At 64.5% G+C, this 26,903-nt stretch carries 22 protein-coding genes; 15 read left to right on the forward strand and 7 right to left on the reverse strand.

The features are described from left to right. The first annotated feature begins 18 nt into the window (after nucleotides 1-18). The gene (locus tag L2I41_RS03895) at nucleotides 19-1,293 is read left to right on the forward strand and encodes an NAD(P)/FAD-dependent oxidoreductase (RefSeq protein WP_237152200.1); all 1,275 of its coding nucleotides are present in this window, start codon (nucleotides 19-21) and stop codon (nucleotides 1,291-1,293) included. 315 nt (nucleotides 1,294-1,608) lie between these two features. Here L2I41_RS03895 and L2I41_RS03900 read toward each other — a convergent pair whose 3' ends face one another. The 5 genes from L2I41_RS03900 to argE all read right to left on the reverse strand — a co-directional run bounded on the left by L2I41_RS03900 (nucleotide 1,609) and on the right by argE (nucleotide 7,329). After that, nucleotides 1,609-3,063: an NAD-dependent succinate-semialdehyde dehydrogenase gene (locus tag L2I41_RS03900; protein ID WP_237152201.1), complete on the reverse strand. Its 1,455-nt coding sequence runs from the start codon at nucleotides 3,061-3,063 to the stop codon at nucleotides 1,609-1,611. Between the two features lie 17 nt (nucleotides 3,064-3,080). After that, nucleotides 3,081-4,124, reverse strand: a complete 1,044-nt coding sequence (locus L2I41_RS03905; protein ID WP_237152202.1) for a tartrate dehydrogenase — start codon at nucleotides 4,122-4,124, stop codon at nucleotides 3,081-3,083. Between the two features lie 7 nt (nucleotides 4,125-4,131). Continuing rightward, complete coding sequence (locus L2I41_RS03910) at nucleotides 4,132-5,595, reverse strand: aldehyde dehydrogenase family protein (RefSeq protein ID WP_237152203.1); 1,464 nt, start codon at nucleotides 5,593-5,595, stop codon at nucleotides 4,132-4,134. A 159-nt stretch (nucleotides 5,596-5,754) separates the two neighbouring features. Then, nucleotides 5,755-6,120 carry a cupin domain-containing protein gene (locus L2I41_RS03915; protein ID WP_237152204.1) on the reverse strand — a complete coding sequence of 122 codons (366 nt, stop codon included), beginning with the start codon at nucleotides 6,118-6,120 and terminating at the stop codon, nucleotides 5,755-5,757. An 84-nt stretch (nucleotides 6,121-6,204) separates the two neighbouring features. Next, nucleotides 6,205-7,329 carry an acetylornithine deacetylase gene (argE, locus tag L2I41_RS03920; protein ID WP_237152205.1) on the reverse strand — a complete coding sequence of 375 codons (1,125 nt, stop codon included), beginning with the start codon at nucleotides 7,327-7,329 and terminating at the stop codon, nucleotides 6,205-6,207. Nucleotides 7,330-7,716: 387 nt separating this feature from the next. Here argE and L2I41_RS03925 point away from each other — a divergent pair, with 387 nt between their 5' ends. The 14 genes from L2I41_RS03925 (at nucleotide 7,717) to L2I41_RS03990 (ending at nucleotide 24,893) form a co-directional block, all read left to right on the forward strand. Next, nucleotides 7,717-8,631 carry a GNAT family N-acetyltransferase gene (locus L2I41_RS03925; RefSeq protein ID WP_237152206.1) on the forward strand — a complete coding sequence of 305 codons (915 nt, stop codon included), beginning with the start codon at nucleotides 7,717-7,719 and terminating at the stop codon, nucleotides 8,629-8,631. A 284-nt stretch (nucleotides 8,632-8,915) separates the two neighbouring features. Further along, nucleotides 8,916-10,538, forward strand: a complete 1,623-nt coding sequence (locus tag L2I41_RS03930; RefSeq protein ID WP_237152207.1) for an ABC-F family ATP-binding cassette domain-containing protein — start codon at nucleotides 8,916-8,918, stop codon at nucleotides 10,536-10,538. 769 nt (nucleotides 10,539-11,307) lie between these two features. Next, on the forward strand, nucleotides 11,308-12,417 hold the full coding sequence (locus L2I41_RS03935) for an HD domain-containing phosphohydrolase (RefSeq protein WP_237152208.1): 1,110 nt from the start codon (nucleotides 11,308-11,310) through the stop codon (nucleotides 12,415-12,417). Further along, on the forward strand, nucleotides 12,417-14,126 hold the full coding sequence (locus tag L2I41_RS03940) for a hypothetical protein (protein ID WP_237152209.1): 1,710 nt from the start codon (nucleotides 12,417-12,419) through the stop codon (nucleotides 14,124-14,126). The genes L2I41_RS03935 and L2I41_RS03940 overlap by 1 nt, the downstream gene beginning before the upstream one ends. A 119-nt stretch (nucleotides 14,127-14,245) precedes the next feature. Next, nucleotides 14,246-14,563: a hypothetical protein gene (locus tag L2I41_RS03945; RefSeq protein ID WP_237152210.1), complete on the forward strand. Its 318-nt coding sequence runs from the start codon at nucleotides 14,246-14,248 to the stop codon at nucleotides 14,561-14,563. Next, nucleotides 14,560-14,928, forward strand: a complete 369-nt coding sequence (locus tag L2I41_RS03950) for a response regulator (protein ID WP_237152211.1) — start codon at nucleotides 14,560-14,562, stop codon at nucleotides 14,926-14,928. Before L2I41_RS03945 ends, L2I41_RS03950 begins: the two co-directional genes overlap by 4 nt. Further along, nucleotides 14,925-16,997 (forward strand): chemotaxis protein CheA, encoded by a 2,073-nt coding sequence (locus L2I41_RS03955; RefSeq protein ID WP_237152212.1) that lies wholly within the window; start codon nucleotides 14,925-14,927, stop codon nucleotides 16,995-16,997. The genes L2I41_RS03950 and L2I41_RS03955 overlap by 4 nt, the downstream gene beginning before the upstream one ends. Then, nucleotides 16,994-17,488, forward strand: coding sequence for a chemotaxis protein CheW (locus tag L2I41_RS03960; RefSeq protein WP_237152213.1), 495 nt, complete (start codon nucleotides 16,994-16,996; stop codon nucleotides 17,486-17,488). Before L2I41_RS03955 ends, L2I41_RS03960 begins: the two co-directional genes overlap by 4 nt. A gap of 87 nt (nucleotides 17,489-17,575) precedes the next feature. After that, on the forward strand, nucleotides 17,576-19,411 hold the full coding sequence (locus L2I41_RS03965; protein ID WP_237152214.1) for a methyl-accepting chemotaxis protein: 1,836 nt from the start codon (nucleotides 17,576-17,578) through the stop codon (nucleotides 19,409-19,411). Then, on the forward strand, nucleotides 19,408-19,908 hold the full coding sequence (locus tag L2I41_RS03970) for a chemotaxis protein CheW (RefSeq protein WP_237152215.1): 501 nt from the start codon (nucleotides 19,408-19,410) through the stop codon (nucleotides 19,906-19,908). Before L2I41_RS03965 ends, L2I41_RS03970 begins: the two co-directional genes overlap by 4 nt. After that, nucleotides 19,905-20,762 (forward strand): CheR family methyltransferase, encoded by an 858-nt coding sequence (locus L2I41_RS03975; RefSeq protein WP_237152216.1) that lies wholly within the window; start codon nucleotides 19,905-19,907, stop codon nucleotides 20,760-20,762. Before L2I41_RS03970 ends, L2I41_RS03975 begins: the two co-directional genes overlap by 4 nt. A 269-nt stretch (nucleotides 20,763-21,031) precedes the next feature. Then, nucleotides 21,032-22,756: a methyl-accepting chemotaxis protein gene (locus tag L2I41_RS03980; protein WP_237152217.1), complete on the forward strand. Its 1,725-nt coding sequence runs from the start codon at nucleotides 21,032-21,034 to the stop codon at nucleotides 22,754-22,756. Nucleotides 22,757-22,819: 63 nt separating this feature from the next. Further along, on the forward strand, nucleotides 22,820-23,938 hold the full coding sequence (locus L2I41_RS03985) for a protein-glutamate methylesterase/protein-glutamine glutaminase (protein WP_237152218.1): 1,119 nt from the start codon (nucleotides 22,820-22,822) through the stop codon (nucleotides 23,936-23,938). 478 nt (nucleotides 23,939-24,416) lie between these two features. Beyond that, nucleotides 24,417-24,893, forward strand: a complete 477-nt coding sequence (locus L2I41_RS03990; protein WP_237152219.1) for a hypothetical protein — start codon at nucleotides 24,417-24,419, stop codon at nucleotides 24,891-24,893. Nucleotides 24,894-24,927: 34 nt separating this feature from the next. On the opposite strand, the gene ocd is transcribed toward L2I41_RS03990, so the two are convergent. Further along, nucleotides 24,928-25,989 carry an ornithine cyclodeaminase gene (gene ocd / locus L2I41_RS03995; RefSeq protein ID WP_507161411.1) on the reverse strand — a complete coding sequence of 354 codons (1,062 nt, stop codon included), beginning with the start codon at nucleotides 25,987-25,989 and terminating at the stop codon, nucleotides 24,928-24,930. After that, nucleotides 25,977-26,903 (reverse strand): arginase, encoded by a 927-nt coding sequence (rocF, locus tag L2I41_RS04000; protein WP_237152220.1) that lies wholly within the window; start codon nucleotides 26,901-26,903, stop codon nucleotides 25,977-25,979. Before rocF ends, ocd begins: the two co-directional genes overlap by 13 nt.

Consider the following 26,903-nt stretch of genomic DNA (forward strand, 5'->3'; position numbering starts at 1 on the left):
AAAAGGGAGGCTGCCGCCATGAAATTTCTCTCCTACTGGCATGACACCGCGCCGCGCTTTCAGGGTGGGGCGGTGGGAGCCGCCGAGGGCGACTTTGACGTGGCGGTGATCGGCGGCGGTTTCACCGGTCTCGGCGCGGCGCTGCAGCTGGCGCGCGCCGGCGCCAGGGTGATCGTGCTGGAGGCCGACGCCATCGGCGCCGGCGCCTCCGGGCGCAATGGCGGCCATCTCAACAACGGCCTTGCCCATTCCTACCTCGCCGCCAAGGCCGAGCTTGGACGGGAGCGGGCGACAGCGCTTTACAAGGCCTTCGATCAGGGCATCGACACGCTGGAACGCCTGATCGCCGAAGAGGCAATCTCCTGCGACTTCCGCCGGGCGGGCAAACTGAAACTCGCCTCCAAGCCCAAGCACTTCCCGGCCATCGCCCGCAACTTCGAGGCCATCCACGCCGAGGTCGATCCCGACACGGCGCTGCTGTCGGCCCAGGAGCTCGAGGCCGAGGTGGGCGCGCCCTTTCACGGCGCCATGCTCTCCAGGAAGAGCGCGATGATGCATATGGGCAAGTTCGTCGCCGGCCTTGCCGACGCCGCGCTTAGGCACGGGGCGGTGATCCACGAACAGGCGTGCGTCACTTCGGTGGCTAAAGAGGCGGGACGGCAGCGCATCGCCACCGACAAGGGCACGGTGACGGCCCGCGAGGTGCTGCTGGCCACCGGCGGCTATACCACGAGCAACTTCAGCTGGTTCCGCCGGCGCATCATCCCGGTGGGCAGCTTCATCATCGCAACGCGTCCGCTGACGGAGGCGGAGGCGAACGCGGTGATGCCGGGCAATCGCACCTGCGTCAACTCCATGAATATCGGGAACTATTTCCGCCTCTCCCCCGATCGCCGGCTCATCTTCGGCGGCAGGGCGCGCTTTTCGGCCCGGTCCGATCAGCGTTCGGACGCCCTCGGCGGCGCGATCCTCAAGGCCGCCATGACCCGCGTCTTTCCGCAACTGGCCAAGGTGGAGGTGGACTATTGCTGGGGCGGCCTTGTCGACATGACGGCCGATCGCTTTCCCCGCGCCGGTCATCAGGACGGCCTGTGGTACGCCATGGGTTACTCCGGCCACGGCGCCCAGCTGTCGACCCATCTCGGCATGACCATGGCCGACGCCATCCTCGGCCGCCCCAACCGCAATCCTCTCGATGGACTCGATTGGCCAGCCGTTCCCGGCCATTTCGGCAAACCGTGGTTCCTGCCGCTGGTGGGCCTCTATTACAAGATGGTGGACTGGGTGAAGTGACGGATAGATTGTTTTGATTTTCGCGGCAACCGGTGCAATATTTTCTGCATGAGCAAGGTCACGGCAAGCAAACCTGTCCGGCGATCAACTACCTCAGGCGCCCCCCGCGCGCTGGGAACAATGCCCGATGGTGTCGTCATCCTCGCGCCGAAAGGCAGGCCGACCAACTTCACGATGACACAGTTGCGCAAGGCAATAGAGGCAGTGCATCGCGATACGGCCACGGGCAAGTTCTCAGATCAGGCATTAAGAGACGAATAGATTGGCGGTGGCAGTCCCCGCCCACCGCCTTGCTCCGGTCTTGCCTGGCGCTCCTCACAGCCCCCCGATGTGGAAGGTCTTGGTTTCGAGATATTCCTCGATGCCCAGCTGCGAGCCTTCGCGGCCGAGGCCGGATTGCTTGACGCCGCCGAAGGGGGCGACTTCGGTGGAGATGAGGCCGGTGTTGAGACCGATCATGCCCGCTTCCAGCGCCTCGGCGACGCGCCAGGAGCGCTTGAGGTTCTGGGTATAGAAATAGGCGGCGAGGCCAAAGGGCGTCGCGTTGGCGATGGCGATCGCCTCGTCGTCGGTCTCGAAGCGGAACAGCGGGGCGACCGGGCCGAAGGTCTCCTCATGCGCCAGCATCATCTCGGTGGTCGCACCCGTCAGCACCAGCGGCGCGGTGAACTGCGCGCCCTTGGCGGCGACCTTGGCCGAGGAGGCGATGGTGGCGCCCTTGGCGAGGGCGTCCGCCACATGCCGGTTGATCTTGGCGATGGCCGCCTCGTTGATCATCGGGCCGATGGACACGCCGGGCTCAAGGCCGGGGCCGACCTTCATGGCGTTGACGCGGGCGACCAGCCTTTCGGCAAAGGCGGCGTAGACGCCGGCCTGCACCAGGATGCGGTTGGCGCAGACGCAGGTCTGGCCGCCGTTGCGGAACTTGGAGGCAATGGCGCCTTCGATCGCAAGATCGAGGTCGGCATCGTCGAAGATGATGAAGGGGGCGTTGCCGCCCAGCTCCAGCGACAGGCGCTTCACGCTGTCGGCGGCGCCGCGCATCAGAAGCGAGCCGACGCGGGTGGAGCCGGTGAAGGAGAGCTTGCGCACCGTCTCGTTGGCCATGAGCTCGGCGCCGATGGCCATGGGCAGGCCGGTCACCACGTTGATGACGCCGGCGGGAATGCCGGCGCGTTCGGCCAGCACGGCAATGGCGAGCGCCGAATAGGGCGTGAAGTCCGACGGCTTGATTACCACGGTGCAGCCAGCGGCGAGCGCGGGAGCCACCTTGCGGGTGATCATGGCATTGGGGAAGTTCCACGGCGTGATGATGCCGCACACGCCCACCGGCTCCTTCAGCACGACAATGCGGCGGTCGGGCGTCGGCGAGGGGATGGTCATGCCGCCGATGCGGCGCGCTTCCTCGGCGAACCATTTGACGAAGGAGGCGCCATAGCGGATCTCGCCGGCGGCCTCGGCGAGCGGCTTGCCCTGCTCGAGGGTCAGGATATGCGCTAGATCTGCCTCGTGGGCCAGCATCAGGCTGTGCCAGCGTTCGAGCAGCAACGCGCGCTCGGCATGGGGGCGCGCCTTCCAGGCAGGATAGGCGTCCGCGGCGGCGGCGATGGCGGCGCGGGTGTCGTCGGCCCCCATGTCGGGCACGGTGCCGAGCACGGTCTGCGTCGCCGGATCGATGACGTCGATGGACTTGCCCGAGGCGGCGGCGCACCAGGACCCGCCGATGAGGCCGGCCTGACGGAAGAGGTCCTTGTCGTTGAGCATGTGCATGGGGCTACCTCGGAGGATCAGGAGAGGGCGGACAGGATGGCGGCGGTGATGGTCTCGGTGCGGTCGCGGCCCGGGCGCGTACCGATTCCGCGCGCGGTCGTGGCCTCGATGGCCGCCATGACGCGGGCGGCGGCATCCTTCTCGCCCAGATGGTCGAGCATCAGCGCGCCGGACCAGATGGCAGCGATGGGATTGGCGACGCCGAGATGGGCGATGTCGGGCGCCGAGCCGTGCACCGGTTCGAACATGGAGGGCGCGCTGCGGTCGGGGTTGATGTTGGCCGAGGCGGCGAAGCCGAGACCGCCCTGGATGGCCGCACCGAGATCGGTCAGGATGTCGCCGAAGAGGTTGGAGGCGACGATCACGTCGAGGGTTTCGGGCGCCATCACCATGCGCGCCGCCATGGCGTCGATGTGGTAGCTGGTCACCTCGACGTCGGGATAGGCGGCGGAAAGCTCGCGCGTCACGTCATCCCAGAACACCATGGAGTGCTTCTGGGCGTTGGATTTGGTGACGGAGGCGAGCTTGCCGCGCCGGGCGCGGGCCTGCTCGAAGCCAAATCGCAGGATGCGCTCGACGCCGGTGCGGGTGAAGATGGCGGTCTCGACAGCCACTTCGTCGGCCGTGCCCTGATGGACGCGGCCGCCGGCGCCGGAATACTCGCCCTCGGTGTTCTCGCGGATGCACAGAATGTCGAAGGCCGATGCCTTGAGCGGGCCTTCCACGCCGGGCAGGAGCCGATGCGGGCGCATGTTGGCATATTGCACGAAGGACTTGCGGATCGGCAGCAGCAGGCCGTGCAGCGAGACGCTGTCGGGCACCTGGGCCGGCCAGCCGACGGCCCCCAGCAGGATGGCGTCGAAGCGACGCAACAGTTCGATGCCGTCCTTGGGCATCATGGCGCCGGTTTCCATGAAATGGGCGCAGGACCAGGGGAAGACCGTGCCCTCGAGGTAAAAGTCGCCGGCCTTGGCCGCGACCTGCAACACGTCCCAGGCCGCTTCGGTGACATCCTGGCCGATGCCGTCCCCGGGGATCAGGGCGATGGAATAGCTTTTCATGGCGGTCTCAGAGTCCGATCAGCACGCTCTTGGAGCGCCGGTTGGCGTGATAGGCCTCGCGGCCCAGATCCTTGCCGATGCCGGAGCGCTTGTAGCCGCCGGTCGGCAGGATGTGGTCGCGCGAGCGCGAGTAGCGGTTGACCCAGACGGTGCCTGCTTCGAGCGCCCGGGTGATCCGCAGGGCGCGCGTGAGATCGCGGGTGAAGAGACCGGCGGCGAGCCCATAGGTGGGGTGGCTGGCGAGCTCCAGAGCTTCGGACTCGCTTGTGAAGGTCTGCATCGTCAGCACCGGACCGAAGATCTCCTCGGTGACGGCCGGCGAGGCGGCATCGACGCCGGTCAGGAGCGTCGGCGCGTAGAAATAGCCGGGGTGATCCATGAAGCTGCCGCCGGTGGCGCAGGTCGCACCACTGGCCCGCGCCGCCTCGACGATGGCCGATATGCGCCCGCGCTGGAGCGCGGAAATGGCGGGGGAGTAGGTGGTCGCCGCATCCCAGGTGACGCCCGGTCGCGCGTTGCGCAGGCGGTCGATGATGGCGGACGACAAGGCGGCGACCACGCTTTCCTCGACGATCAGTCGGGTGCCCGCGACGCAGGCCTGGCCGGCATTGGCCAGGACCGATCCGGCAATGGCTCCGGCGGCCTTGTCGAGATCGGCATCGGCGAAGACGATCTGCGGCGACTTGCCCCCGAGTTCCAGCGTCATCGGCTTGATGCCGGTGCGGGCTACGTTGGCCATGATGGCGGAGCCTGCCGCCGTCGAACCGGTGAAGGACACCTTGGCGACGTCGGCGTGCCCGGTCAGCGCCGTGCCCGTGGTCTGCCCGTCACCCAGCACCACGTTGATGAGCCCCGCGGGAAGGCCGGCTTCCACCGCCAGCTGGGCGAGCCGGATGGTCGAGAAGGGCGTCATCTCGGAGGGCTTGATCACCACGGCGTTGCCGGCGGCCAAGGCCGGGCCGAGCTTCCAGCCGGCCATGGAGAGGGGGAAGTTCCACGGCGTGATGGCGCCGACGACGCCATAGGGTTCGTCGAGGATCATGCCGAAGCTCGCCTCGTCGGTGGGGACCACGGCGCTCCCCTCCTTGTCGGCCATTTCGGCAAAGAAGCGGATCTGCTCGGCAGTCACCGCAATGTCGCCGGCGACAAGCTGGCCGACGGGGCGGGTGGAGGACAGCGCTTCGAGCTTGGCGAGCGTTTCGGCATTGGCCTCGATGTGGTTGGCAAAGCGATGCAGCGCGTTGACGCGCTCGCGCGGGCGTACCCCGCCCCAGTTGCTGGTCTTGAGCGCGGCTTTCGCCGCGGCGACCGCAGCATCCACCACCTCGGCGTCGGCGATGGGGCAAGCCGCATAGGCCACGCCGTCGGAGGGCCGGTGCATGGCAATGCGCCCCTCGGCGGGCAGGAGACGCCCGCCGATGAAATGGCCGTTGGGCAGGTCGATGCTGGCGGGGTCGAAACTGAGGCTCATGGGCTGTCTCCGGATGGGCCGGAAGGAACCGGTGCCGTGAGCCTAGGCCGAGGGGCGGCGCATGGGGTTGCGCTTGCCGCCCCGCCGACGGTCAAATCTCCTGAAAGCGGCAGCAGGCACAGAGCTTTGTTCTGCCGCGCCGATCTGCCCTCTGGAGCGTCAGTTCACCACCACATAGATCTTGCGCACGGTTTCCACGGTCTTCCAGACGCCGGTGAAGCCGGGCTTCATCAGGAAGCTGTCGCCGGCGCGATAGGTGACCGGCACACCGCCGTCGGGCGTGATTTCGACAAGGCCGTCGAGGATGTAGCAGAACTCGAAGACCTCGCCCTTGATGGAGCGCGTTTCGCCTGGCGTTGCCAGCCAGATGCCGGTGAGCACCTTGCCGTCCTTGGCCTCGTCGAGCGCCCAGGTCTTGAAGGTGGGGGCGCCGGCGATCAGGCGTTCCGGCAGGGGGAGACCGTCCTTCGCGGGGAAGGTGGGGGCGGTTTCCAGCGTGACGAGCAACTCGGAAGCGGTGGGCATGGGCAACCTTTCATTCTGGCCAAGGGGTGACGCCAGGCGTCGCGCCGCGAGGCGCCGCCTGTCGGGGAGCGGGCTGTTGGCGCATCAGAGCGCGCAGTGCCGACCGAGCGCGGCGATCATGGCTTCGGCTTCGGACAGTTCGCCGGCGCGGATGTATTCGTCGGGCTTGTGGGCCCGGTCGATGTCGCCGGGACCGCAGATGATCGCGGGGATGCCGGCGGCCTGGTAGAGCCCGGCCTCGGTGCCATAGGACACGGCGGCGATGGAGGGGCGACCGGTCAGAGCCTCAAGCAGGCCGACCAGCGGGGCGTCTGCCGGCAGCGACAGGGCGTGATAGGCGCTGAGGGTTTGCCAGATGGCGCCGTAGCCCCGGCCAACAAGGCCTTCGGCGACCGCGCGTACCGGGGCGAGCAGGCTGGCCGGATCGACCCCGGCGATGGCCCGCGCCTCAAGATCGATCACGCAGCTGTCCGGGATGATGTTGACGGCGCGGCCGCCGCCGATCGTGCCGACCTGCAGCGAGGAATAGGGCGGCGCGAAAACCTCGTCGAGCGGTCCCGCCGTCAACGAGTCGGCGGTACGGACCGCGACGGCAAGCACGTCGGCCATGGCGTGGATGGCGTTGAGGCCGAGGTCGGGGCGGGACGAGTGGCCGGGACGACCGGTCACGGTCAGGCGGGCGGCCGCCTTGCCCTTGTGGGCGCGGATTGCCGTCAGACTGCTCGGTTCGCCGATGATGGCGCCGAGCGGCGCGGCGCAGAGCTCGGGCAGGCGGGCAATGAGATGCGGCACGCCGATGCAGCCAGCCTCCTCGTCATAGGAAAAGGCGAAGTGGACAGGCCGGGCGAGCTTGAGCGAGGCAATCGTCGGCACGGCAGCCAGTGCCGCGGCGATATAGCCCTTCATGTCGGAGGTGCCGCGGCCATAGAGCCGGTCGCCATCGGCGCGCAGGACAAAGGGATCGGTGCTCCAGCCGGCTTCGCCCGCCGGCACCACATCCATATGGGCGGAGACGATATAGCCCGGCACATCGGCCGGTCCGAGGCTGGCGAAGAGATTGCAACGGTCGCCCTCGGGCCCGGTCAGGAGCTGGACCTTGGCGCCGTGGCTTTCAAGATAGTCGGCAATCCAGCCTGCAATGTCGCCATTGGGCCGGCCGACGACGGAAGGAAAGCCGATGAGGCGACGGAGAATGTCGGTGACGGTCATGGGATGTGGCTGGCTCTTGCAGGATGCGGATCGCCCCGGACGGGTGGGCCGCCAGGGTCGGTTCTAGTGCACTGATTCAGTCAGAAGATTCACCTTGAACGGTATTCCGTGCACTCGATTTTCTTGTTTGTGCCACGATTTATCCAATCGGACTGGCCCTTGCGGGGCGTACCATCCGATTGGGGCGATGCACGAGCAGATGGTAGGATGCCCGGCGCGGAGATCGTGCCGAATGCGGCCGCGATTTGGTTGGAAATGCCGCCGGCCCCCGCCTTTGCGGTGCAATCTGTTGCGTGCTCCGGCTAGATTGAGGCAGAAATGACGTGCAGCCGGCTTTGCCCGGCCTTCGTCTGGCAGGGCTGATGCGGCGCAATCGGGAGGACGGCCATGGACGAGACGATGACGGATGTTCCGCCCGACGCCCTCGCCGTCGATGCCTTCGAGATGCGGGTCGTCGACATCAACAGGGCCGATCTCGATCAACTGCACGCGCTTTCCATCGGGGTCGGCTGGCCCCATCGGGCTGAAGACTGGCAGTTCCTGCGCGAGAACGGTCGCGGCGTTGTCGCGCTCGACGAGATCGGCCGGACACTGGGTTCGGCCATGTGGTTTCCGCAAGGCGACGATTTTGCCACCGTTGGCATGGTGATCACGTCGCCGCGGCTGCAGGCCATGGGCACCGGCAACTGGCTGATGCAGCATGTGCTCGGCGAATGCGGGAACCGTTCCCTGCGCCTCAATGCGACGCGCACCGCGCGCCGGCTCTATCTGTCGCTCGACTTCAAGCCGGCACAGACCGTCTACCAGTGCCAGGGCGAGGCGGTTGTTCCCGCTTGCCTGCCGGCCTTGCCGGCCGATCTGCAGATGCGGGCGCTGGACGCGGGCGATCTCGACGAGATCACTGCGCTCGATGCGGCCGCCTTTGGCGCGCCGCGCGGCCCGCTTCTGACGGCCCTCATGGAGAAGTCGGCCGCCCTGGGCCTCTATCGCGCCGGCCGCCTCGTCGCCTTCGCCTTCTGCCGCGGCTTCGGCCGTGGCCATGTGATCGGACCGGTTGTGGCCGAGAGCGACGATACCGCCCGCGTCGTGGTGGCTCCGTTTGTTGTGGAGCATGCCGGCCGCTTCCTGCGCATCGACACCCACCGCGAGAGCGGGCCGTTCAACGCCTTCCTTGCCGACGCGGGCATGCCCGTGTTCGACACCGTGCTGACGATGACGCAGGGCGGCCATTTCGCCGACCCGAACCGCGCCGAGCCGGGCGCCCCGCGCACCTATGGACTGGTGAGCCAGGCTTTCGGCTGACGATCGCCCTGGCGAAAGGCGCCCCCCCTCAGGGCATGCGCAAATTGATGAGCCCGCCGCCGAACAGGCTTTCGCGAGAATGCTCGAGATGGGCGCGCATGAGTTCAGCCGCAGCGACCTCGTCGCGTCGCTTTGCCTGCGCCCATGGGAGAGGCAAGCGTCTCGAGCCGTTTGTGTGCTTCGGCTGCGGATCTGTGCGTAGATTGCAGGCTGCAGATCTTCCGATGCGGCGCAACATGGCTTAAGGACGGGCCCTGAGTTTCTCCCGTGGGGTTCGCGCATTCATGATTCGTCTCGACAGCATCAGCAAGCAGAACGGTCATCACCTCCTGTTCATCGAGGCGTCCGCCGTCTTGCTGCGGGGCGAGAAGGTTGGTCTGGTGGGGCCGAACGGGGCGGGCAAGACCACGCTGTTTCGCATGATCACCGGCGAGGATCTTCCCGACGAAGGGATGGTGGCTGCCGATCGCGGCATCACCATCGGCTATTTCAATCAGGATGTCGGCGACATGGCCGGGCGCAGCGCCGTCACCGAGGTGATGGACGGCGCCGGACCGGTGTCCGTTGTGGCGGCCGAACTCGCCGAGCTCGAGGGCGCCATGGCCGATCCCGACCAGGCCGACAACATGGACGCCATCATCGAGCGCTATGGCGAGGTGCAGGCGCGGTTCGAGGAACTGGGCGGCTATGCGCTGGAGGGGCGGGCGCGCGAAGTGCTGGCGGGCCTCAGCTTCACCCAGGAGATGATGGACGGCGATGTGGGCGCGCTGTCGGGCGGCTGGAAGATGCGCGTGGCGCTTGCCCGCATCCTGCTGATGAACCCGGACGTGATGCTGCTCGACGAACCGAGCAACCATCTGGACATCGAAAGCCTGATCTGGCTGGAGCAGTTCCTGCGCGGCTATGAGGGCGCGCTGCTGATGACCTCGCATGACCGCGAGTTCATGAACCGCATCGTCAACAAGGTGATCGAGATCGACGGCGGCCAGCTGACCACCTATTCGGGCAATTATGAGTTCTATGCCCAGCAGCGGGCGCAGAACGAAAAGCAGCAGCAGGCGCAATTCGAGCGCCAGCAGGCCATGCTGGCCAAGGAAATCAAGTTCATCGAGCGCTTCAAGGCACGCGCGTCCCATGCCGCACAGGTGCAGAGCCGGGTGAAGAAGCTCGAAAAGATCGACCGGGTCGAGCCGCCCCGTCGGCGGCAGACGGTCTCCTTCGATTTCCCGCCGGCGCCACGCTCAGGCGACGACGTGGTGGTGCTGAAGGGAATTGAGAAGCGCTATGGCAGCCGCGTGATCTATGACGGGCTGGATTTTCACGTGCGCCGCAAGGAACGCTGGTGCGTCATGGGCGTCAACGGCGCCGGCAAGTCGACGCTGCTGAAGCTGGTGGCCGGCACGGGCGAACCCGATGCAGGTACGGTGACCATCGGCGCCAGCGTCAAGATGGGCTATTTCGCGCAGCACGCCATGGAAGTGCTCGACGGCGACGCCACCATCTTCGAATCACTTGAGGCGAGCTTCCCGCAGGCCTCGATCGGCTCGCTGCGCAATCTCTGTGGCTGCTTCGGTTTCTCCGGCGATGACGTGGAGAAGAAGTGCCGTGTCCTCTCGGGCGGCGAGAAGGCGCGCCTGGTCATGGCCAAGATGCTCTACGATCCGCCGAATTTCCTGGTTCTCGACGAGCCGACCAACCATCTGGACATGGCCACCAAGGAGATGCTGATCGCGGCGCTGTCCAGTTTCGAGGGCACCATGCTGTTCGTCAGCCACGACCGGCATTTTCTCGCAGAACTCAGCAATCGCGTGCTCGAACTTACCGATGACGGCGTTCACCAGTATGGTGGCGGCTACACCGAATATGTTGCCCGCACGGGCCACGAGGCGCCGGGGCTTCACAGCTAGGCTGCATCCTGCAACCACAGTTAGATTCCTTTGAAGTCGCCTCCATCGACGAGTCCGTGGCGTCGCTGGGGATCGATTTTGAACGTCGTTCAATAATTGAATCACCCAGACAACTTTTCGGGGGGCAGGACTCGGACGGACAGCATATTGCTGCGCAAATTAAGCATGGCTGATACAACTTATAGAAGCATTCGCGCTGCCCGATCAATATGAGAATCTGAATCTAGTTTCAGCGATCTTGCGTGCAGGTAACAATTACAGGCCTTAAAATGACTCTCCAAAGTAGTAAAAACTGCCATCAATATGGATAAGCACATGAACTAACAAAACAAAAATCAAGATATTCAAAATTGCTACAATAAATATTTCACCATTTCCGTGGATCTTGTTCCTTGAGTTTGGGTGCATGGCGTTTCGTGTAACAATTACGAAAGTTAAGCATCGGGCCTCTAGGGGATTGGTAAATGAGCGTCGCCTGTGATGTCCTCGGATTCTCTTTTCGCGTGCAGAATGCCCGCGATCTGCAGAAGAGCGGAGGGCTGAACGGCGGGTGGTCCAGCGGCATGTCCGAAGAGAGATCGGGCGTCGCAGCGGTGGGCCGTAGCTATGAGAGGCAGCTTTAGACAGGGGAAGTGCAGCGCTCTTCTTCCGTCGGTTTCCTCTCGAAAGATTTGCAAGCCAATTCTCGCCGAAGAATTTGAGCGGGAAGTCGATGACAATAGCGGACCTCTCCAACCCATACTGGCAAGGCCTCGAGCCAGGCCGCAGCATGCGGGCCTTGATCATTGACGACAGCAAGTCCGTGCTCGTGTGGATGGGGCGTGTTCTCGAAGATCTGGCCGGGCTCGAAGTGGACCTTTGCGACGTCCCGGAGACCGCCCTGCAGCTCTGTGACGGGCGGCAATATGATCTGGTGGTCGTCGACTATCTCATGCCCGGCATGACCGGTCTTGAAGTGACCGAAGCCCTCCGAGCCCGTGAGGCCTACAAGACCATCCCCATCGTGATGATCACGGCCGAGCGCGACAGCGAACTCAGGCTGCAGGCCGTGCTGGCGGGCGTCAACGACTTCCTCAACAAGCCGTTCGATCCCTTCGAGATGCGCGCCCGCGTCACCAATCTTCTCAGCCTGCGTCGCGCCCATGTGCACCTGGCCGATCATGCCGAACGGCTGACCGAGGCCGTCGCGCGTGCGACCGAGGCCATTGCCAATCGCGAGGAAGAGGTGATCTGGCGGCTGGCCCGGGCGATCGAAATGCGCGACGGCGGCACCGGCGCCCATATCTCGCGCGTGGCCAGCGTCTGCCGCATCATCGCCGAGGGACTGGGCTTCGACGCAGCCTTCTGCCGCATGATCTATCTCGCCGCGCCGCTGCATGACGTGGGCAAGATCGGCATCCGCGATGCCGTCCTGGGCAAGCCCGGACGGCTCACGCCGGAAGAGATGAGCGAGATGCGCGAGCACGTCAATCTCGGCGTCCGCATCCTGGAGGATGGCGCCTCCGAACTGCTGCGCATCGCCGAGAGCATTGTCTCCGGCCATCACGAGAAGTGGGATGGTTCCGGCTACCCACGCGGCTTGAAGGGGGAGGCCATCCCCATCGCCGCGCGGATCGCGGCGGTTGCGGACGTCTTCGACGCGCTTTGTTCGGTCCGTCCCTACAAGCCGGCCTGGCCGCCGGAAGCTGCCTATGCGGAAATCGTCAAGGGTAGCGGCAGCCACTTCGATCCGGCCTGCGTGGAGATCTTCTGCCAGAGGTGGCCGGAAATACTGAGCATCGCCCAGGCAATCAGCGATGTCCCCGACGACGCGACGGGGCTAGCCCAAAATTCATCGGCCGAGGCCGCTGACACCGTGAAACTCAGGGGCACCAATTGATGGATCTGGATCTTCTCAAGCGACCTGAAACGACCCACGCGACCGACCTGCGCCCGCTGGCCGAGCGTCTTGAGGCCGCGCGGGTGCTGATCGAGGAACGCTTCCTCAAGGGCGGCGCGGCGTTGATGTCGGCCTTCGACATTGTCTCCGGCCTCATGGACTCCCTTGAAGGGGTCACCGGTGCGCTTGGTGATACCGCCGACGAAGCGGCGGCCAACCTGATTTCCACCATGGCCGGCATGCAGGCGCTGGTCGCAAGCGAAGGCGCGACGCGGAGCCAGTTGGCCGGCGTGTTGGCCGATGCGCGCGCCATCCCGCCACTGATCCGGGAGATGCAGGGGCAACTGCGCTACCTTGCCACCTGCGCCATCGAAACACGCATTGCCGGCGCCGGCATTCCGGAGTTTGCCGGCTTTGCCGACGACGTGGCCAACTATGTCGCCAATGCCTCCGAGCAGGTTGGCATCTTCTCGGTCCGCGTGAACGAGCTTGCCGCGCAGCTTTCACTGGCCTGCGAGGACCATGGGACGATCGGCATTGCCGAAAAGGCTCCCGCCACAGCCAGGCTGCTTCAGGAAGCGGCAGACGGTGTGCGCCAGCGCGGCCGGGATCTTGCCAAGCTGGCCCAGCGCGCCGAGGTGGTTGCGCGCGGTGTGCAGGGCAAGGTCAGCTCGGCGCTGTCGGCGCTGCAGATCGGCGATGTCACCCGTCAGCGCATCGAGCATGTGCATGCGGGCATCGCCATGCTGTCGGAGGCGCTTGCCGAACCGGCTCTCGCCGAGCCCGCCAATGGGTACGAGGTCGGCCGGCACCTCCTGTCGGCGCAGACCTCATCGCTGACCCATGATTTCGTGGTGCAGACCCGAGCGATCGTCAGCAACATCGAAGGCTTTGCCGTGGAGGCCAGCCGCATTGTCGAGCTGACCCGCAGCGCTCGCTCCGACGGCGCCGATCCCATGAAGGCCATCGAGCACGGCGTGTCCATGGCCCGTGGCCTTGTGCGCGACATCGAGGAGGCTGGGCACAAGGCAACCGGCGCCTATGTGGCGACCAAGAAGGTCGCCAACGAACTGCTGAGCAACATGGGCAGCATCGGCAACTTGCGCAATGTGCGCGACGACATTCGCTGCCTGGCCATCAACGCCTACCTGCGGTCCAACCGACTTGGCCCCAAGGGGCGCGCGGTCGGTGTCATCGCGGCGGAAATGAACACCTATGCCGCCCGCCTGGGTGTGGCGGCCGAGGGGATCCTGAGCCGGCTTGCGGCCATGCAGCAAGCCGCGGCCGCCATCGATGCCAGCGGCGAAGCCCCCGAGGGGCTGGTTGGCCAGATCGACGCCGCCGCCGCCGCCCTGCGCCAGGCAAGCCAGCTCACCGATCGGCACATGCTCGAGGTGACCCGCAACTCCGATGCCGTCGCCGATCGCATCGGCCGAATCGCCGGCGAAGTCGACTTCCGCCATGGCCTGGGCGAGGCGCTGGAGGACTGCTGCAAGATGTTCGGCCCCGGCGCCGTGTTCGCCCGGACGGGGGGCTTCGATGCTCGCCTCAAGGACTTCTCGATACAACTTTATCGCGTATACACCATGGCCAGCGAACGCGACATTCATCGCGATATCCTGCCTTTGGGACTCGAAGAAGTTGCGCAGTCAACGAAAGTAAATAAAGCAATAGATGATGATGACAATTTTGACGATGCTCTGTTCTAGTCGATAACGGGGGAGAAATAGAATAAAAATTTTTTGATAAGTAGGAAGACCGAGGTTATTTTTAAAGTATTGTTTAGGCATGTAATGCAATGTTTGGGTAATGTTAAAGGGGTGATGAGATGGCGAATAGAACGCTTGTGCAGTTACCATCAAACCTCTCGGTTCGGGATATATCAATCGTTCATGGAAAGCTCGCTGAGGTTCTGGATCAAAGCGAATCCATTTCATTGGTCGTTCCGGACGATGCGGTTTCCGATATAAGCTTCGTTCAGCTTGTAGAAGCTGCGAGAGTGAAGGCGGAAGTATCCGGAAAGACGATCGCGCTTGCGAGCCCAGCCAAAGGAAATCTTCGCGAGGTTCTCGATCGCTGCGGTCTGCTGACCGATGCGTCGCGCAATGACCTACAATTCTGGCTACATGAGGAGACTGTACAGTGAGCGCGAGCATCCTGACTGTTGACGATTCGATGTCCGTTCGCATGACGACGCGTATTGCCCTGACCGGGGCTGGCTACAAGGTCACGGAAGCCGTGGATGGTCTCGACGGCCTGAACAAGGCCAAGGCCGCCCGCTTCGACATGATCGTTACCGACCTGAACATGCCCAACATGGATGGCCTCAGGATGATCGAGGAGCTGCGGCGCCTGCCGAACCAGACGGGCGTGCCCATCCTTTTCCTGACCACCGAATCCGACCCGGGCATGAAGAACCGGGCCAAGGCAGCCGGCGCCACCGGCTGGCTGACCAAACCGTTCGAGCCGGATCAGCTCGTCAAACTCGTGAAGAAGGTACTCGGCAGATGAGTAACCTGGACCCATCCGAGATATTCCGCATCGAAGCGGCGGAACTGCTGGAGCAGATAGAGCAGGGCCTGCTCGACCTTGAGCATCGCCTGGACGACCGATCGCTGATCGACGCCGTCTTCCGCGCCCTGCACACCCTCAAGGGCTCGGGCGCCATGTTCGGCTTCGACGCCCTCGCGGCCTTCACCCACCACTGCGAAACCGCCTTCGATCGGGTCCGCAAGGGGCTTGCTCCGGCCACACCCGAACTGGTCGCCGCCGTGCTGGCGGCTCGTGACCACATGCGGGCGCTGGTGGAGGACCAGTTCGGAGAAGATCCGGAAGAAGAGCGCATCCTTCTCGACCAGCTGCAGCGGGCCGTGACCGGTGGCGCCGCCAGCCAGGAGCCTGCCGCCGTCGCCGTCGCTCCGGTGGCCATCCAAGCCGCTCCGACCGCTCCGGCAGATGCCACGACCTGGCGCCTCAAGATCGTGCTGCCCGAAAACGCCATGATCAACGGCACCAATCCGCTGACGCTGCTCGACGAGCTGCGTGAGCTTGGTGACTGCCAGGTCAAGGCGGACCGCAGCCGCATCCCGCCGCTGGAACATCTGGTCCCCACCGAACTCTATCTGTCCTGGGACGTGATCCTCAAGACCACGCATTCCCGCGCCGAGATCGAGGATGTGTTCATCTTCGTCATGGACGAGATGACCCTGGAGATGGAGGAAGTCACCGGCGCCGTGGCTCCGGTTGCTGACGCCAGCCAGGCGTCCAACGTCACGGTACTGCCCGTGCCGCAGGCCCCTGTGGCGGTGGCGGAGACGGTGCCCGAGCGCGCGGTTCCGGAGATTGTGCCCTCACAGGCGGACGTCGCGCGTCAGGAAGCGGCTGCCGACACCCGGCTGCGCCGCAAGACGGAAAGCGTCCGCGTGCCCGCCGAGCGCCTGGACGAACTGATGGATCGCGTCGGCGAACTCGTCATCGCCCAGTCGCGTCTGTCGCAGATCGCCGCCGGCAGCATGGACGTGCAGCTGCGCACGGTCAGCGAGGAGATGGAGCGCCTGTGCAGCGAGCTGCGCATCACCATGATGGTGTTGCGCATGGTGCCGGTCGCCACTCTGTTCGACCGCTATCGCCGTCTGGTGCATGACCTGCAGCGCGACACCGGCAAGCACATCGAACTCATGACCGATGGCGAAAGCACGGAGATGGACAAGACGGTGATCGAGCGTCTCGCCGATCCGCTGGTGCACCTCGTCCGCAACGCCGCCGATCACGGCCTGGAGCCGGAAGCCGACCGCGTTGCGGCTGGAAAACCCGGTACCGGCCGCATCACCCTCTCGGCCCGCCAGGTGGGCGGCGAAGTGATCGTCACCGTCAGTGACGACGGTCGCGGCATCAACCGCGATCGCGTCAGAGCCAAGGCGGAAGCCGTCGGCCTGATCCAGCCGGGCCAGGAGCTGAGCGACAGCGAGCTGTTGCAGCTGATCTTCCAGCCGGGCTTCTCGACCGCGGCGCAGGTCACCAACCTGTCCGGACGTGGCGTCGGCATGGACGTGGTCAAGAAGACCATCGAGTCCCTGCACGGCACCATCGATGTTTCCAGCAAGCTTGGCGAAGGTTCGACCGTCTCGCTGCGCATCCCGCTCACGCTGGCGATCATCGATGGCCTCCTGGTGCGCGTCGGGCAGGGCTGCTACGTCATCCCGCTGCCGGCGGTCGAGGAATGCCTCGAACTGTCGCTGGAAGAAGACTTCCGCTCGCGCGGTCGCAGCTTCCTCAGCCTGCGCGGCAGCCTGGTGCCCTTCATCCGCCTGCGCGAACTCTTCGCGACCGGCACCCAGCCCGATCCCTTCCAGAAGGTGGTGGTGGTCTCCACCGGCAATGAACGCGTCGGCCTCGTGGTCGATCAGATCATCGGCGACCACCAGACCGTCATCAAGTCCATGTCCAAGCTGCATGACGACGTGACGACCTTCACCGGCGCCACCATTCTTGGCGACGGCAGCGTGGCCCTGATCCTCGACGTCGCCAATCTGGTGGCGGTGGGACAGCAGCAGGAGGCGCAACTGCGCGCAATCGCATGAGCAATCTCGCCCTCAAGACCGCAACGCCGCCCTGGTCCGACGACGGCGAACTGGAAGCGCTGACCTTCGACATCGCGGGCGAGACCTTCGCCCTCGAGGCGGCCATCGTCCGGGAGATCCTCGATCTCATGCCCGAGACCAAGGTTCCCGGCAGCCGCCCCTTCGTCAGCGCCGTGATCAACTTTCGCGGCAAGGTCATCCCGCTCGCCGACATTCGTGTCGCTCTCGGGGTCGAACCTGCCGCGGCCACCATCGACAGCCGCATCGTCGTGGTCGAAATGGACCTCGACGGCGTGGAGTCGCTCGTCGGACTTCGCACCGACAAGGTAAATGAAGTCACGACATTGTCCCGGGCTGCCAGCGAGCCGCCGCCGCGCGTCGGCATGAAATGGCCGCCCGAATTCATTGAATGCCTGATCAAGCGCGAAGGGGAGTTCATCATCTTCCCCGACTTGCGCGCGATCTTCGCCTCGACTCGCCGCGCTGTCTGACTGGTGACAGGTAGGTCGGAGTCCAGGAAGTAACATCAAGAAAAACAGGGCCATCAGACAAGTCTCTCACTTGAGAAAGTCAAGTCCATGCGTATCACAATCAAGTTGAAGCTTGCGCTTTCCTTTGCCTTTGTCATCGCGCTCGTCGCGGCGATGGCAGTTATGGCGATCACCAATCTTTCGTCGCTGAACACGGCGATCTCTGAACTGGTGGCAGGTCCCGCAGCCGATCTCAACAATATCCGCGGGCTTAGCGTCGCCTACAACGACGGCGTCCGTGCCGAGAAGAACATCATCATGAACACCAGTGCCACGGAAATCGAGGCATTCGTGAAGTCGGCAGCCAAGGCCGAAGAAGACGTCCGCGCCTACATGGATAAGCTCAAGGCGTCGACGAACCCAGAGGTGGTGCAGGCGACGGGCGTGTTTTCTGGCCTTTACGACCAGATACTGCCGCTGCGCCGGCAGATGATCGCTCTCGGCCAGGAAAACACGACGGAGTCCAATGCGAAGGCTGCAGACATCAGCATGCATGCCGGCCGGGATCTGAACAACAAGGTGATCGTCCAGTTGGCCGCTATGTCCGACCAGATCATCGCCGATATGAAGGCGACCGACCTGGCCACCAACGATCAGTATGAGACTTCCAAGAGCTTCATGCTGGTGTTCATTGCGATCGTCGCGCTCTTCTCTGTCGTCATCGCCATCTGGATGTCGCTCTCGATCGCCCGTGGTCTCAAGCGTGGCGTCGAGCTGGCTGAGGCCGTTGCCATCGGCGACCTGACCCATGACGTCGAGCACAAGGCCAACGACGAGATCAAGGACCTGATCGGCGCCATGCAGCGCATGACCGCCAACCTGCGTGAAACCGCAGGTGTCGCCACCGAGATCGCGGCGGGCAACCTCACGGTCACCCCCAAGCCGCTGTCGGACAAGGACATCCTGGGCGAGTCGCTGCTCAACATGGTCGAGCGCCTCCGCTCGGTGGTTGCCGACGCCATGACCGCGTCCGACAACGTCTCTGCCGGCAGCCAGCAGCTCTCGTCGGCCTCCGAGCAGATTGCCCAGGGCGCGACCGAGCAAGCCTCGTCGGCCGAGGAAGCCTCCTCTTCGATGGAAGAGATGGCCTCCAACATCAAGCAGAACGCCGACAACGCCGCCCAGACCGAGAAGATCGCCCGCCAGTCGGCCAAGGACGCCGAGCTTTCGGGCGACGCGGTGTCCCAGGCCGTCAAGGCCATGAGCACCATCGCCGAGAAGATCGGCATCGTGCAGGAAATCGCCCGCCAGACCGACCTGCTCGCCCTGAATGCGGCGGTGGAAGCGGCGCGCGCCGGCGAACATGGCCGCGGCTTTGCGGTGGTGGCCTCCGAAGTGCGCAAGCTGGCCGAACGCTCGCAGGCCGCTGCCGCCGAGATCTCGCAGATGTCGTCGGACACGGTGAAGTCCGCCCAGCAGGCCGGCGAAATGCTGAACCGTCTGGTGCCGGATATCCGCAAGACGGCGGAACTGGTGTCGGAAATCTCGGCCGCCTGCCGCGAACAGGACATCGGCGCCTCGCAGATCAATCTGGCGATCCAGCAGCTCGACAAGGTGACGCAGCAGAATGCAGGCGCCTCCGAAGAGATGTCGGCGACGTCGGAAGAACTGGCCGCCCAGGCCGAGGAACTGCAGTCGTCGATCGCCTTCTTCAAGGTGGACAACGCCGGTTCGGCTAAGCCGGCACAGGCCAAGCGTCAGCCGCAACGCAGCTCCAAGCCGGCCCATCCGGTGGCACACATGCCTCCTCCGGCCAAGAAGCCGGCCGCTGCTCCCAAGCGGCAGACGGTCGCCGCCCAGCAGGACGCAGCGCGCGGCTTTGCCCTGGACATGTCCATGGGTGGCCCCGACGCTGACGATGCCGACTTCCGCGAAAGTGCATGATCATGACCAAACCGACCTTTGAGGCCCAATTCGTCACCTTCGCCCTTGGCAGCGAAGTCTTCGCGGTCCCCGTGACCGTGGTGCGGGAGATCCTCGATTTCGAGCCCTCCTTCCGCATTCCGAGCGGTCCGGACTATCTGATGGGCCTGCGCAATGTCCGCGGCCAGGGTGTGCCGGTGATCGATCTGCGCCTCAAGCTCGGTCTGGCTCCCACGGTCGCCACCGCGCAGACCCGGGTGCTGGTGGTCGACATCACCGTGGCCGAGCGTCCTCTGACGCTCGGCCTGGTGGCCGACCGCGTGTTCGAGGTCGCTGCCTTCCGCAGCGACCAGATCGAAAGCGCTCCCGATATCGGTATCCGCTGGAACTCCGACTATATCGAGGGCGTCGTCCGGCGCGAAAGCGGCTTCGTGGTGCTGATCGATCTTGCGCGCCTGCTGTCGGCCAACGACGCCTTTGCGCTGGCCGGAGCCGAGAGACGTGAGGCCGTGGCATGACGCAAGCACTGGAAGCTCGGGATACCGACGCGGCATCCGACCGGCTGTCGCCCAAGAACTTCCGGCGGTTGTCGGACTTCGTCAGCGCCTACAGTGGCATCAAGATGCCGCCCAACAAGCAGACCATGCTCGAGGGGCGCCTTCGGCGCCGCCTCCGTATCACTGGCCTGCCGACGTTGAACGCCTATTGCCAGTATCTGTTCGAAGAGGATGGGCTCGAAGCCGAGCTCATCCATCTCTTCGATGCCGTGACCACCAACAAGACCGATTTCTTTCGCGAGCCCAAGCACTTCGACTTCCTGCGCGAGGTAGCCTTGCCTTCGCTGATGGAGGCCGGCCGGACGTCGCTGCGGGTCTGGAGCGCCGCCTGTTCGGTTGGTGCTGAGCCCTACACGGCAGCCATGGTGCTTGAGGATTTTGCCGAGAAGCGGCCCCTCAACTACTTCATTCTGGCGACTGATCTCAGCAGTGACGTGCTGACGGCCGCCCAGAAGGGCATCTATCCTGAAAACATGCTGGCGCCGGTGCCGCCGGTGTTGCGTCGAAAATACGTGCATGCGTCGCGCTACAACGGCAACCGCAACGTCCGCATCTCACCGCTCTTGCGGTCCAAGGTGGGCTTTGCCCGCCTGAACTTCATGGATGACACCTATCCGGTGGGAGATCCTTTCGACATCATCTTCTGTCGCAATGTGCTGATCTATTTTGACAAGCCGACCCAGGCCAAGGTGCTCGGACGTTTGTGCGACTGCTTGCGCCCTGGCGGATACCTGATGATCGGCCACTCGGAATCTGTGACGGGCTTCAACCTGCCGATCCGGGTCGTCTCCAATACAGTGTTCCAGAAGCTATGACCAAGGGTTAGGTCAGTCATCATGCGCATTGATATTAGTATCAAGTCGTATGATGGCTGATGTAATTCTATATAAATGTGACAATATACGCCATATGTACATAACGTTATGCTTTAACATTGCGAATTAAACTGTAATAATATCTAGATAGACAAGAAAAATACTTCAAAATTTCTCGATTTGGAGTCGATTGATTAACCTGAATGTTCCACCCTCGTCACCGGGAAATAGAGGCACCTTATGGGTGTGGTGAGAAGAGGGTTGGTAGTATGCGTATCACCATTAAGTTGAAACTTGCGATGGCCTTCGGCCTGATCATCGCTCTGTGCGGCGCCATGGCAGCGCTCGCGATCATCAATCTCTCGTCCTTGAATGATGCCGTTTCCAACATGGTGAACGGCCCGACGGCCGATCTTCAGAATGTCCGGATGCTCAGCGCCGGCGTCTATGACGGCATTCGCAACGAAAAGAATGCGATCCTGACCACCGATTTCAAGGCGACGCAGGGCTTCGTCGACAATGTCGCCAAGGCGAGCGAGGTTGTCGCCAAATACTCAGCCGCTCTGGCGGCGTCCGCGGATGCGGAGACGCGGGCGGACATGGAGAAGTTCATCGTCCTGAAGGATCAGATGGGCGACTTGCGCAAGCAGATCCTCGATCTGGCGCTGGAGAACACGCCGGAAGCCCAGGCCAAGGCCGCGGCGATGAGCATGACCCAGGGGCGTGCGATCGTCGTCCAGGAGCTGGAGGTGCTCGACCAGGTGGCGGCGCGAATCGACGCCAACCTCAAGCAGACCGATGACGACACGGATGCCCAGTATGCTGCGTCGCGCACCTTGCTGCTGGCCTGCATCGGGCTGATCACGCTCTTCGCCTTGGGCGTGGCCGTGATGATTTCGCTCAGCATCAGCCGCGGACTGCACAATGTCTCGACCGTGATGGGGGCCGTTGCCGAGGGTGACCTCACCTGGAAGGCCGGCAAGCTGCCCAAGGACGAAATCGGCGACATGCTGGCCATCGTCAATGCCATGGTCGAGCGCCTCCGCTCGGTGGTTGCCGATGCGCTGACCGCGTCCGACAACGTCTCTGCCGGCAGCCAGCAGCTGTCGTCGGCCTCCGAGCAGATTGCCCAGGGCGCGACCGAGCAGGCCTCGTCGGCCGAGGAAGCCTCGTCCTCGATGGAAGAGATGGCCTCCAACATCAAGCAGAACGCCGACAACGCCGCCCAGACCGAGAAGATCGCCCGCCAGTCGGCCAAGGATGCCGAGCTTTCGGGTGACGCGGTGTCCCAGGCCGTCAAGGCCATGAGCACCATCGCCGAGAAGATCGGCATCGTGCAGGAAATCGCCCGCCAGACCGACCTGCTCGCCCTGAATGCGGCGGTGGAAGCGGCGCGCGCCGGCGAACATGGCCGCGGCTTTGCGGTGGTGGCCTCTGAAGTGCGCAAGCTGGCCGAGCGCTCGCAGGCGGCTGCCGCCGAGATCTCCCAGATGTCGTCGGATACGGTGAAATCCGCCCAGCAGGCCGGCGAAATGCTGAACCGCCTGGTGCCGGACATCCGCAAGACCGCGGAACTGGTGTCGGAAATCTCGGCCGCCTGCCGCGAACAGGACATCGGCGCCTCGCAGATCAACCTGGCGATCCAGCAGCTCGACAAGGTGACGCAGCAGAATGCGGGCGCCTCCGAAGAGATGTCTGCGACGTCGGAAGAACTGGCCGCCCAGGCCGAGGAACTGCAGTCGTCGATCGCCTTCTTCAAGGTGGATACGGCCGGTGCCGCCAAGCCCGTCCAGGCCAAGCGTCAGCCGCAGCGCAGCTCCAAGCCGGCCCATCCGGTGGCGCACATGCCCAGCCATCCGGCGTCGTCCGGCAAGAAGCCCGCCGCCAAACGGCAGACGGTTGCCGCTCAGCAGGACGCGGTACGCGGCTTTGCCCTGGACATGTCCATGGGCGGTCCAGATGCCGATGACGCCGACTTCCGCGAAAGTGCATGACGTTAAGGAAGATGCGGGATCTTAGCGATAGGATTCCGCATCGCCATTTGGAGCGCCGCGATCATGGCCAAAAAGGTTCGCGTTCTCATCATCGATGACTCCGCCAGCGTTCGACAGACGCTGGCGGGTGTTCTCAGTCAGGACCCCGAGATTGAGGTGATCGGCGTCGCGTCCGATCCGTATGTCGCCGCCAACCGCCTCCGCGAGGATGTTCCTGACGTCATCACGCTCGACGTGGAAATGCCGCGCATGGACGGCATCACCTTCCTGCGCAAACTGATGTCGCAGCATCCCATCCCCGTCGTCATGTGCTCGTCGCTGACGGTGGAAGGGTCGGAAACGCTGCTGCAGGCTCTCGAAGCGGGCGCGGTGGACATCATCGTCAAGCCGAAGATCGGCGCCGCCGACCATCTGGCCGAACAGGCCATGATGATCTGTGACACCGTCAAGAGCGCGGCCAAGGCCCGGGTTCGGGGCGCGCGGCGTCCTGCAGGCGCCGCCGTACCCGCTGCGGGCAACGCGGGGTCGCCCGCCCCCAAGCTGACCGCGGACGCCATGCTGCCGCCGGCGCGCCGTGCGGCCGAAGGTGTGGGGGCCATGGCCAAGACCACGGAGATCGTCGTGTCAGTCGGCGCGTCCACGGGTGGAACCGAGGCGCTCAAGGATTTCCTCGTCGCTCTGCCGGCCAATGCGCCGGGCATCGTCATCGTCCAGCATATGCCCGAGAGCTTTACCGCGGCCTTTGCCAAGCGCCTCAACGGTCTCTGCGAGGTCTCGGTCAAGGAGGCGGAAGATGGCGACCCGGTGCTGCGCGGCCACGTGCTGGTAGCCCCGGGCGGCAGGCATCTACTGCTGGAACGCACCGGCGCCCGCTACCATGTTTCCGTTCGCGACGGGCCACTGGTGTCGCGCCATCGACCGTCGGTCGACGTGTTGTTCCGCTCGACCGCCCGTGCGGCCGGTCCCAACGCTGTCGGTGTGATCATGACCGGCATGGGGGACGACGGCGCGCGCGGCATGCTGGAGATGAAGGAGGCCGGCGCCTACAACATCGCCCAGGATGAAGAGAGCTGCGTGGTGTTCGGCATGCCGAAGGAGGCCATAGCGCGCGGCGGCGTCGATCGCATCCTGCCGCTGGACGACATTGCCCGCGAAGTGATGTGGGCGCAGACCCGCCGATAACGGCAGGAACTGCAACGCAATCCGACAAGGCAAAGGCCGGCGTAGCGCGCGTTACGCCGGCCTTTCCTTTGCGGCAGCCAGGCGATCGTGCGAAGGGCAACATGCGTTGACCATAGTGACCCGCGAAACGTTCGACCGGGAACCTGCGCTTTCATGCCTTGGCGGGCGGCTGTCGGAAGTGGACGGGAGTTTTGGGTGAAAACTCGGGATCTTGGCATTCGAAACGAAAATATTACTTTTATTTTTACGAATACAGTTCACTGCCGGGAGATGATGAACGGGACTTCTGGTACTTATACGAATATTGTATTGTGCCTTCTGGATGTCGATTTTTATGATAGACTGCAGTTCAAGGTGAAGACTTGAAGTTTGTCCGCGGCCAAGCCACTGAAGAGCGCAACAGCTGGTCGCAGATCCGGTGAACGAAGCGCAGATTGATCAAGGGGCCGTAATCGTGCTCGCGCCAGTGCCTCATCCTGTGTCCCACATCACGACCGGTTCGACAGGTCGGGAGCCCCACGGGCACGGCCAACATGCGCCGTCGCACAAGCGCCACGTCAATGCCTTTCATGACACTCGGTCGATCCTGATCATCACCGGTACAGCCGTCGCCCTGGCCTTGCTCACCGGTCTGATCTGGCACTTTTCGCGGCCTCTGGACATCGAGCCGATCGCCTTTACCTCCGAACAAGGCCTGCCGCCCACGGCCGTCGGGCCGGCCGACTTGTCAAAGAAGGTGACCCACACCTATTGGAAAGAGGGCTACGGCCTGTTCCATCACTATTACACCGACCCGCAGACGGGACGCATGATCGACGGCGGCACCGTGCGGGTGGAAGATCTTCTCAAGCAGGGCATCGAAGTGCCGGGCTATGAGGTTGTCCAGCCCAAGAAGGCGCCAGACGACGCGCTGGCCGCCCGCTTCAAGGCCATTCAGGACGAGTTGCGCCGCTAAGGTGCGGGTCGCCCTGATCGGCCCTCTCCCGTCCTCAGCCCTTCGCCCGCTGCAGCATGCCGAAGAGATCGCGCGGCTCGTCCGGATCGGCGAGCAGGTCCAGCTCCTCGAAGAAGTTCGTGCCCGTCAGCTTGTCGCGCACATAGCGCAGCGCCGAGAAGTCCTCGACGGCAAAGCCCACGCTGTCGAACAGCGTGATGGCCCGGTCCGAGCTGCGCCCGCGGGTCTCGCCGGCGATCACCTGCCAGAGTTCCGTCACCGGATGGTCGGGCGCCAGCTGCTGGATCTCGCCCTCGATGCGCGTCTGCTCGGGATATTCGACGAAGATCTCCGAGCGCGTGAGGATGTCGCGATGCAGCTCCGTCTTGCCAGGGCAATCGCCGCCGACCGCGTTGATGTGCACGCCCGGACCGACCATGTTGTCGGTGAGGATGGTGGCGCATTGCTTGTCGGCGGTCACGGTGGTGATCACGTCGACGCCTTCAACTGCCTCTTCGGTCGAGCGGCAGGCCGTGAGGCGGAAGCCGAGCGGGGCGAGGTTGCGGACGCACTTCGCGGTGGCCACGGGGTCTATGTCATAGAGCCTGATATCTTCGATGCCGAGCAAGGCCCGGAAGGCCAGGGCCTGGAACTCCGACTGGGCGCCGTTGCCGATGATCGCCATGCGGCGCGCGCCCTTGGGGGCGAGATGCCGGGCCGCCATGGCCGAGGTGGCGGCGGTGCGCAGCGCGGTGAGCAGCGTCATTTCGGTGATCAGCATGGGGTAGCCGTTGCCCACATCGGCCAGCACGCCGAAGGCGGTGACTGTCTGCCGCCCCTCGCGCATGTTCTTGGGGTGGCCGTTGACATACTTGAAGCCGTAGAGCGTGCCGTCCGAAGTGGGCATCAGCTCGATCACACCATCATGCGAATGGGAGGCGACACGCGGCTTCTTGTCGAAACTTGGCCAGCGGCGGAAGTCCTCCTCCACATAGGCGGCAAGTTCCGTGAGGAAGGTCTCGACGCCGATGTGGTGGACGAGCCGCATCATGTTGTCGACCGACACGAAGGGGACGATGGCAAGCGGGGACAGCGCGGTCATGATCAGGAGGCCCATGCGGTTGTCGGGCGGTCCATGACGGACTTGCCCATGAGGCTGGAAAGCAGGTCGACCATCAGCATGGCGGTGCGGCCGCGCTCGTCGAGGAAGGGGTTGAGTTCCACGAGGTCGATCGAAGAGACGAGACCGCTGTCATGCAGCATTTCCATGGCCAGATGCGCCTCGCGGAACGTGGCGCCACCGGGCACCGTGGTGCCGACGGCCGGCGCGATCGAGGGATCGAGGAAGTCGACGTCGAGGCTGACATGCAGCAGGCCGTTCGCCGCCTTCACCCGGTCGATGAAGCGCTGCAGCAGCGGCGGAATGCCCTGTTCGTCGATGGCGCGCATGTCGTGAATGGTGACGCCGGCCTCGCGCAGGGCCGTCCGCTCCGCCGGATCGACCGAGCGGATGCCGAGCATGGCCACATTGGCGGGATCGACCACGGCGGGGAGGGCGGGGAAGGTGCTGCCGAAACCGGCTTGCCCGGTGAAATAGGCCACCGGCGTGCCGTGCAGATTGCCCGACGTGGTGCTCTCCAGCGTGTGGAAGTCGGTGTGTGCATCGAGCCAGAGCACGAACAGCGGGCGGCCAAGCTCCTGGGCTCGCCGCGCCATGCCCGGCACCGTGCCGGCCGACAGCGAATGATCGCCGCCGAGGAACACCGGCATCGCCCCTTCGCTGGCCGCATAGGCAGCCTCCGCCAGCGCCTCGATCCAGGCGATGGTCTCGGGCAGGCGCTTGAGGGCTCGGTTGCGATGGATGATGACGCGCGCGGGCCGCGGCCGCACGTCGCCGAAATCGGAGACGTCGTGACCAAGCTCGGCCAGCGCTTCGGCGATCCCGGCGGTGCGATAGGCGCTCGGCCCCATCTCGCAGCCCTTGCGTCCCGCGCCATCCTGCACGCCGGCGCCCAGAAGATTGACCCGCAT

Source organism: Oryzibacter oryziterrae (assembly GCF_021864535.1).
GTDB classification, from domain to species: domain Bacteria; phylum Pseudomonadota; class Alphaproteobacteria; order Rhizobiales; family Pleomorphomonadaceae; genus Pleomorphomonas; species Pleomorphomonas oryziterrae.